Origin of the sequence: Pseudoclavibacter soli DSM 23366 (assembly GCF_000423505.1) — a bacterium.
In the GTDB taxonomy this organism is placed as follows: Bacteria; Actinomycetota; Actinomycetes; order Actinomycetales; family Microbacteriaceae; genus Pseudoclavibacter_A; species Pseudoclavibacter_A soli.
In genome coordinates, this window is sequence record NZ_AUIC01000009.1 from 1 (window position 1) to 8311 (window position 8311).

Consider the following 8311-nt stretch of genomic DNA (forward strand, 5'->3'; position numbering starts at 1 on the left):
GCGTATTCCGCGATATCGTCAGCGGTCAGCAACGCCCCGGCACCGAACGCGATACCGGCAGCGATCCACCCCGCAGGCCCCGACAGGAACAACCCCGCCACCGCGGCGACGACGACCACGACCGTCGCGACCGTGACCAGCACTTTCCACGCATCCGAGTTGGTGAGTTTCTCCCACCAGGAGTCCGCGGGGATCGCGTGCTCGGTCGCGGCCTGCAAACGCCCGGCCGTGGTGTGTGCATCTTCCTGGTACGACTGCTTCGCAGAGGCCACCAGTCGCCTGGCCGCATCCAGCCGGGCCTGCGCGTCACCGACCTGGGCCGACGCTGCTCCGACACGGCCTGCGGCGTCCTGCTGCTGCCGGTACAGAGAGCGCACCACAGACCCCGACGGCACGCTCAACCCCGACGGCACCTGATCAGACGGTGCAGATCCCCACTGCTGGAACACACGATTCTGTCTCGAGTACTCGGCCTGCGCAGACTGCTGAGCCGACTGAGCGGAGGCCAGCGAGGCCTGCGCCGAGACCAGATCAGCCTGAGCCGCCACCGCAGCAGCCAGACCTTGGTCGGCCGTCGACTGGTGAGACTCCATCACTGACGCCCACCAGTTCAACGCGTCACGGGCCTGCGAGAATGAGTCTCGCACCTGCCAAATCTGGTTCGGGAAGTCGCCGAGCTTGTCACGAAACACGTCACCGGCCTGACCGACCCAAACCCCCGAGCTGGAGGCGGAGCGCACCTGCTGGAGCGTGGCCTGCACATCAGCAGCCACCGACGCCACCCGATCCCACCGCGACGCCAACCCACGCACACCAAACGCATCACCCGGGGTCGGATCCCCAGGCTGATCAGCCGGCGACCAATCACTCAACCTGCCCACAGCACACCCCCACCGCTGGTCTGCGTGGTCAATGAGGCAGCGATCTGCTGGTCTGCGTCTTGGTATGACGCGGCCGAGTCAGAGAGCATGCCAGACAGAGAGTCGATGTTCGTGTCGATCTTCTCGGTGACCTCACCCCAGTGGGAATCGAACTCCGCGGCAGCACCACCGACCTGGCCGTCACCGAGGGCGCCATGGTCTATGCCACCGCCGAAACCGTGCAGCCGATTCGATGTGCCACGCATCTGCCCGGCAAGGCCCGTCAGTGCACTGATGTCCACCTGAAGATCAGGCATAAAATGTCTCCCCCTCGACCAGAGAACTATGAATCTGCTGCCGGACCCGACCCGATATGTGCGTCAACGTTCAAGTCGGGGCGGCTGCGCGTGCAAGCTTCACGCCCCGCACGCAGTGTGAGGAACTCAGTTGCCGAGCGATGAGGCCAGCGACGAATCCGTCTGCTGGAACTGTTCGGCCGCACGGTTGAGGAACTGGGAAAGCCCGTCAAGACCGGCGATCACCTGTCGAGTCCCGGTGTCGAATTCCGTATATGAAGCTCCGAATGCCCCTGAAGCCGTATCAGTGACGAAGCCCTCCGCAATGAGGTTGTCGACCAGGTTCTTCAACTGCGTAAGTTGGTCTTCGAGCTGACCCTTACCAGTGGTGAGCTGGCTTGCGACAGTGCTGAGCTCGTCATACGTGACCTTGACATTCGCCATGGGGATTCCCCTCCAGTGTTCTCCCGTGCACCGATCTGGGCACATGGGAACCTTATCGCCGCGTGGCCTTCCCGCACAACTGGGCATTCGCAGCGTTACGTAATGTTCACCGACGCACCAGTAGTCTGGTGTCGTTCGTTTTCAAGCAGATACAGGGGGTTTCGATGCGTGTGCTGGTGAGCGTGCTGGACGTCGCCGCCGGTGCGAGTTCGACCGTCTTCCTGGACGTCGAGGCGGAGTCTTCGGTCGCAGCCATTGTGCCGACTCTGCTCAACGTCACGGCGAGTGAGGCGTCGCCGGATCGGGTGCAGGTCGCTGTGGACGGCGTTGTCTTTCCTTCTGATGCTCTGTTGGGCGAGACCGGGCTGCACGAGGGGTCGTGGGTTTCGCTCTTGGGTGTCGCGGATAGGCCTCAGCCCGGGCCGGTGATCCCTGATGCGGGTGTGCAGGTGCGTGTGGTCTCCGGTATTGGGGCTGGTCGTGTGCATTATTTGACTGCGGGATTTCTCACGTTGGGCGGTGACGCCGGGGTGCATGTGCGCACTCGGCAACAGGGCGTTCCCGGGTGTGACGTGGTACTGGTCGTCGACGGCGACGGGAGTATGGCTGCGGTGCCACAGAATGGGTCCTCCTCTGCGGCGACACTGTGGGGAGCACCGCTTTCTGAACGCACAGCGCTTGCGTGGGGCGACCAGCTCTCATACGACGATGTCGTCGTCGAGGTGCAACCAGCGGGCGTTGAGCGCGCTGCCGTGGATTATGTGCCGGAGCGCGGAGTTTTTGCCTTTAATCGGCCTCCGAGGATCGTGCCTCCCACTGTCGAAGGAAGGTTTCGTCTGCCCCCTCGACCGCAGGAGGAATCGAAGCACTCGATCCCGTGGCTGACGGCGCTGCTGCCTCTGGTCATGGGCGGCACCATGGCTTTGGTGTATCAGCGGGCGACGATGCTGCTGTTCGGATTGTTCTCACCCCTGCTGCTGGTGGGAAACTGGGTCGCCTCGAGACGATCGGGGCGTGCGCAGTATCAGAAGCGTCTGGGCGAGTACGAGCATGATCGCACCGAGATCGAGGCCGACACCTTGACAGCTGTCGCGGCGGATCGACGGCTGCGCCATGACCGGTTTCCCGATCCTGCGGCCGTGTCAGTGATAGCCGCCGGGCCGACGCCACGTCTGTGGGAGCGCCGCCCCAGAGACACTGACTATCTGCAGTTGCGGATCGGTACGCAGACCGCACCATCTGTCGTGAGTCTGGATGATCCCGAACAGCTTGAGCACAGACGTACCAGGCACTGGGATGTGCAGGACGCCCCGGTGACGGTATCGCTGGCTGACGTCGGGGTCGTCGGGGTCTCTGGCGATGAGAGCGCAGACGCTCTGATCAGCTGGTGGCTGGCGCAGGTCGCAGTGCTGCATTCTCCGCGAGACACACAGGTGTATCTCCTGGCAGCACCGGAACCGGGGGACCGTGGGACAGCGGCACGGTGGGGCACGACGAGATGGCTGCCCTCGCTCCGCCCAGCTCTCGGTCAGCCGGTGATGCGCACGGTGGGTTTCGGGGCAACTGACATCGCGGCACGCATCGCAGAACTGATCTCACTGATCGATCAACGGCACGAGGCCGCTGGCAAACAACGCACGTCCCCAGTCGGCTTCGGGTCGACGGTGGTGGTGTTCATCGCCGACGCGCACAGACTGCGCACGATGCCCGGCCTGCTCAGGGTGTTGCGCGACGGCCCGGCTGTAGGGGTGTTCTGTGTGTGCACAGAGACGGATCCCAGGCTGCTGCCTGAAGAGTGTCAGACTGTCGTGGACTGCCGCCGTGCCCGTGTGCGAGTGCAGCGGCAGGCGGAAGAGACGCTCAGCGATGTGCGCCAGGATCTCGTGGATGATGCCTGGACCGATTTCACCTGCCGTGCCGTCGCCGGTGTCGAGGATGTCAGCCCGAGTGTGACTGACTCGGCCGTTCCAGACTCATCGCGACTGTTGGACGTGCTCGGCCTCGACTCCCCGACCAGTGAGGCAATCGCCGCGAGATGGGCGTTGGAACCGGCCTCGACATCCGCCGTGATCGGGGAGTCCCTGGACGGCCCCTTCGCCATTGACATCCGCACAGACGGCCCCCACGGCCTGATCGCGGGCACCACGGGTTCGGGAAAGTCTGAGCTGCTGCAGACGATTGTGGCCTCACTCGCCGTCGCAAACACGCCGGAATGGATGACCTTCGTGCTCGTCGACTACAAGGGCGGAGCCGCGTTCAAAGACTGCGTGGGGCTGCCACACACTGTCGGCATGGTCACCGACCTCGACTCCCACCTCGTGGAACGTGCTCTCGCCTCCCTTGGGGCGGAGTTGGCGTTCCGGGAACGGGTGCTCGCCACCGCTGGGGCGAAGGACCTCGAAGACTATGTGGTGCAGCGAGAGCGCCAGACCTCACTACCGGTGCTGCCGCGACTGCTGATCGTCATCGACGAGTTCGCCTCTCTGGTGCGTGAGCTGCCGGATTTCGTCGACGGTCTTGTGAACATCGCCCAGCGGGGACGCTCCCTGGGTATTCACCTGCTTTTGGCCACGCAACGTCCGAGCGGAGTCATCTCACCGGCCATTCGAGCCAACACGAACCTGCGCATCGCCCTGCGCGTGACCGACTCCGCGGAGTCTACTGACGTCATCAACGCCGACGATGCGGCACAGATCTCAAAGTCCACACCTGGCCGTGCCTTCGCGAGGCTCGGATCGACCTCACTGGTACCGTTCCAATCCGGTCGGGTCGGCGGACGTCGCCCGACGCGCGGCGACGCCGCGCCTGCGCAGCCGTTGATCACCACCATCGGCCTCGATGACCTCGCTGCGCCATCGCCCGTGCGAAGACGCGCGGACGATGGCGCAGATGCGGAGTCTGCAACAGATCTCACCAATCTCGTGACCGCCGTCCGCGAAGCATGGCAGGCACGAGGAGGGAACACACCCCGCCGACCGTGGCTGCCGGAACTGCCCCAGATCGTCACCCTCGACCAAATCCAGCCACTGTCTGAATGCCACTCCCGTACGGGCACTGCGAGGAGGCCACCCGCGGCATTCGCGCTCTCAGACCAGCCGGATCAGCAGCAGCAGGTCACAGAGACCGTCGACTTCGACGACTTCGCCCATCTGTTCGTCGTCGGCGCACCGCGATCGGGCCGAACCACAGCTCTGCGTACTATCGCAGCATCCGTGAGCGCACGTTACCCGGCGGACCGTGCACATATCCACGCCATCGATTGTGGCGCCGGCGGACTCACCGCGCTGCGTGCGCTGCCCAATGTGGGCTCGGTCATCGCCCGACATGAGACAGATGGCATGGTGCGGCTGCTCGCACGTGTGCAGGACACGATCCGTCAACGACACCGACTGCTGACCAGCGCCGGCGTCGCCAACCTGACCGAGCTTGAGCAACTCTCTCTCGACGAGGCACCGCCGCGTCTGATGATGCTCATCGATGGTTGGGAGGCGTTCACCGCGATGTTCGCCGACGTCAACGCCGGTCAGATCGTCGAGGCCGTGCACACGATGCTGCGCGAAGCGGCGTCTGTCGGTGTGCACTTCGTCATCGCCGGCGACCGACAGCTGCTGGTCGGGCGGACCGCGACACTCACCGACCGCAAGATTCTGCTCAACCTCACCGACCGTAACGACTACGGATTCGCAGGGCTCACACCGAGAAAGATGCCCGAGTCCATTCCTCCGGGGCGTGCCTTCACCGCGGGGGATGGCACCGAATTGCAGATCGCCGTTGTCAGCGCCGACGCTTCCGCAAGGGCGCAGGCAGACGCGATCGCCGCAATCGCGGGACAGCTCGCAGAGAGAGACCGCAGCATCCCGAGCGATCAGCGTCCCCACGCCGTGCGACTCATGCCAGAGAGCCTGACATGGCAGCAGCTCGTAGACGAGGCGGACGGCCTGGCCGGGCTAGCACTCGGGCTCGGCGGTCAGGACGTCACCGTGCAGCAGTTCTCGCCGGAACTCACCCCGACTCTGCTGGTGGCGGGGCCCGCCCGTTCGGGCCGCACCAATACACTTCGCGTCATCGCCGCGGCCGCCGCAGCACATGGGTGGCGGTTGACAGTGATCACTCCACGCGACAACGCGCTCACGGAGCATGCTGCCGCGCTTGGTGCGACGGTGCTGACCGACCCGGCCACGATTACCGAGCAGTCGCTCACGCCGTTGATCGACGACGCACGCCATCTGCTGCTCGTCGACGACGTCGAGCTCACACGTGACATGCCCGCCGAAGCATGGCTCAAACAGATCATCCCGACCCTGATCGACCACCAGGCGGCGATCGTCATCGCAGGCACACTCGGCGACGTCGCGACCGGCTTCAGCTCGTGGAGGGTGGAGATCAGAAAGAACCAGCAGGGCATCCTGCTCGACCCACAGCAGCTGACCGATGGTGACCTGATCGGCACGCGCATCACACGTGCAGAGATCAACGCTGAGGCGCCAGCGGGGCGTGGCTGGGCCAACCTCGCCGGCACCGGGCTGCGCGCCGTGCAGATTCCGCTGGCCCCAGCATCCACGGTCAACGCTGAGAACACTGAACAGACACACCGGACGGTAGCAGATCACGCGCCCGGCAGAGAGGCACACTCATGACCGCATTCGCCATCACGATCCCGTCCGAGTGGAGTGAACTCGACGTGCGCCCGAACACCAGAGACGCGTCGATCACCGCACTCGTAGCAAAACGCATCAACGAGAACCCCGAGCTGCGCCCACTGCGCGCAGACCTCACCAGATACCTGCGCACCACCGCGAGACAGGCATGGGATGCCGGAGCCCGATACTGCGCATGTTTCGCCATTCCCGCAGACGGCGCACTGATTCCCGGCTCAGTCACGGTGTCGTCATTGCCAAGACCGCCGAGAACACCCGGAGCAGACGCTGAGGCAGCCATCATCACCCAGATACAGAGCATCAAAGACACCGAGACCACACCCGACACGCCACTCACCCTTTCGACGGCAGTCCTGCCGAAGGCGGGCCCAGCGCCACGTCTGACCGGAATCAGAGACATGCTCATCGACCGTGACCTCACCATCGTGCGCAGCCTCATCATGCAGACGTTCGTGCCCGCAGACGATCAGATCGCACTCATCAGCTGCGCGTCGCCTGCACTCGATCTCGCCGATCCGCTCACCGAACTGTTCGACACCGTCACCGCAACATTTGAGCTCACCGAGACCGCAGATGCGTAAGCGCCACACGCACAAGAAGACCGGGCAGACCCTTCGTGCCACAGTCGCGTCCACTGCGCCTGCCGGCGTCGGGCATTACGATCTGCGAGCACTCGAAGCGGCCTACGGCACCAGCATGCACGTCACCACGCCCTACGTCCTGCCCAGACGTTCTCAAGAGATCGTGAGTACGCCCCCGCGAATCACCTCCGTGCCGGGGCACACACCGCCACCCCCGCGTCTCTCGCAGACCAGCGCACCGAGAGTGCGCGAAAGCAGATGGAAGCTGATCATCACGAATCACTCCGAGCACACCATCACCGGCCCCACCATCATCGGACGCCGCCCCGATCAGACCTCACCCTCTCAGCACACCATCACGATCGATGACCCACAGCACATCATCTCGCGCAACCACATCGAAATCGCGCCAACCTCTGACGGCAGGCTCTGGGCAGCCGACCTTGATTCAGGAAACGGCACCTATCTCACGCACGACGGACTCACCACACGCCTCCACCCACGCACCCGCACCATCATCACCATCGGCGACACCCTGCGCATCGGCCCCCATACCATCCGCATCCATGCACAGACCAGCGGGGGCATGTGATGGGCAGGTTGAGTGATTGGTCGCCGGCTGATCAGCCTGGGGATCCGACCCCGGGTGATGCGTTTGGTGTGCGTGGGTTGGCGTCGCGGTGGGATCGGGTGGCGTCGGTGGCTGCTGATGTGCAGGCCACGCTCCAGCAGGTGCGCTCCGCCTCCAGCTCGGGGGTTTGGGTCGGTCAGGCCGGTGACGTGTTTCGTGACAAGCTCGGCGACTTCCCGAACCAGATTTGGCAGGTGCGAGACTCATTCTCGCAGGCCCGTGACGCGTTGAACTGGTGGGCGTCAGTGATGGAGTCTCACCAGTCGACGGCCGACCAAGGTCTGGCTGCTGCGGTGGCGGCTCAGGCTGATCTGGTCTCGGCGCAGGCCTCGCTGGCCTCCGCTCAGTCGGCTCAGCAGTCTGCGCAGGCCGAGTACTCGAGACAGAATCGTGTGTTCCAGCAGTGGGGATCTGCACCGTCTGATCAGGTGCCGTCGGGGTTGAGCGTGCCGTCGGGGTCTGTGGTGCGCTCTCTGTACCGGCAGCAGCAGGACGCCGCAGGCCGTGTCGGAGCAGCGTCGGCCCAGGTCGGTGACGCGCAGGCCCGGCTGGATGCGGCCAGGCGACTGGTGGCCTCGGCGAAGCAGTCGTACCAGGAAGATGCACACACCACGGCCGGGAGGTTGCAGGCCGCGACCGAGCACGCGATCCCCGCGGACTCCTGGTGGGAGAAACTCACCAACTCGGATGCGTGGAAAGTGCTGGTCACGGTCGCGACGGTCGTGGTCGTCGTCGCCGCGGTGGCGGGGTTGTTCCTGTCGGGGCCTGCGGGGTGGATCGCTGCCGGTATCGCGTTCGGTGCCGGGGCGTTGCTGACCGCTGACGATATCGCGGAATACGC

7 protein-coding genes are annotated in these 8311 nt (G+C 64.7%); 4 read left to right on the top strand and 3 right to left on the bottom strand.

Translation table 11 applies throughout. The annotated features are described in order from the left end of the window. From G557_RS0107550 to G557_RS0107560, 3 genes are all read right to left on the bottom strand, one after another. Positions 1-773 (bottom strand): hypothetical protein (locus G557_RS0107550; protein ID WP_156877137.1); only part of this gene is annotated, 773 nt, incomplete at its 3' end. A gap of 95 nt (positions 774-868) precedes the next feature. Then, positions 869-1177 carry a WXG100 family type VII secretion target gene (locus tag G557_RS0107555; RefSeq protein WP_028245568.1) on the bottom strand — a complete coding sequence of 103 codons (309 nt, stop codon included), beginning with the start codon at positions 1175-1177 and terminating at the stop codon, positions 869-871. 126 nt (positions 1178-1303) lie between these two features. Beyond that, entirely contained in the window at positions 1304-1600 is a 297-nt protein-coding gene (locus G557_RS0107560) for a WXG100 family type VII secretion target (RefSeq protein WP_028245569.1), read from the bottom strand. A gap of 176 nt (positions 1601-1776) precedes the next feature. Here G557_RS0107560 and G557_RS12355 point away from each other — a divergent pair, with 176 nt between their 5' ends. The 4 genes from G557_RS12355 to G557_RS0107580 all read left to right on the top strand — a co-directional run. After that, the gene (locus G557_RS12355; RefSeq protein ID WP_169337763.1) at positions 1777-6237 is read left to right on the top strand and encodes an FtsK/SpoIIIE domain-containing protein; all 4461 of its coding nucleotides are present in this window, start codon (positions 1777-1779) and stop codon (positions 6235-6237) included. Then, the gene (locus G557_RS0107570; RefSeq protein ID WP_028245570.1) at positions 6234-6839 is read left to right on the top strand and encodes a hypothetical protein; all 606 of its coding nucleotides are present in this window, start codon (positions 6234-6236) and stop codon (positions 6837-6839) included. Before G557_RS12355 ends, G557_RS0107570 begins: the two co-directional genes overlap by 4 nt. Beyond that, the gene (locus G557_RS13450; protein ID WP_028245571.1) at positions 6832-7431 is read left to right on the top strand and encodes an FHA domain-containing protein; all 600 of its coding nucleotides are present in this window, start codon (positions 6832-6834) and stop codon (positions 7429-7431) included. Before G557_RS0107570 ends, G557_RS13450 begins: the two co-directional genes overlap by 8 nt. Before the next feature lie 107 nt (positions 7432-7538). After that, on the top strand, positions 7539-8311 hold a 773-nt coding region (locus tag G557_RS0107580), incomplete at its 3' end, for a hypothetical protein (RefSeq protein ID WP_156877137.1).

Excerpts from the sequence above, each read along its gene's own strand:
- G557_RS0107555 (WP_028245568.1), bottom strand. The coding sequence starts at position 1,177 with ATGCCTGATCTTCAGGTGGACATCAGTGCACTGACGGGCCTTGCCGGG.
- G557_RS0107560 (WP_028245569.1), bottom strand. The coding sequence starts at position 1,600 with ATGGCGAATGTCAAGGTCACGTATGACGAGCTCAGCACTGTCGCAAGC.
- G557_RS0107570 (WP_028245570.1), top strand. The coding sequence starts at position 6,234 with ATGACCGCATTCGCCATCACGATCCCGTCCGAGTGGAGTGAACTCGAC.
- G557_RS13450 (WP_028245571.1), top strand. The coding sequence starts at position 6,832 with ATGCGTAAGCGCCACACGCACAAGAAGACCGGGCAGACCCTTCGTGCC.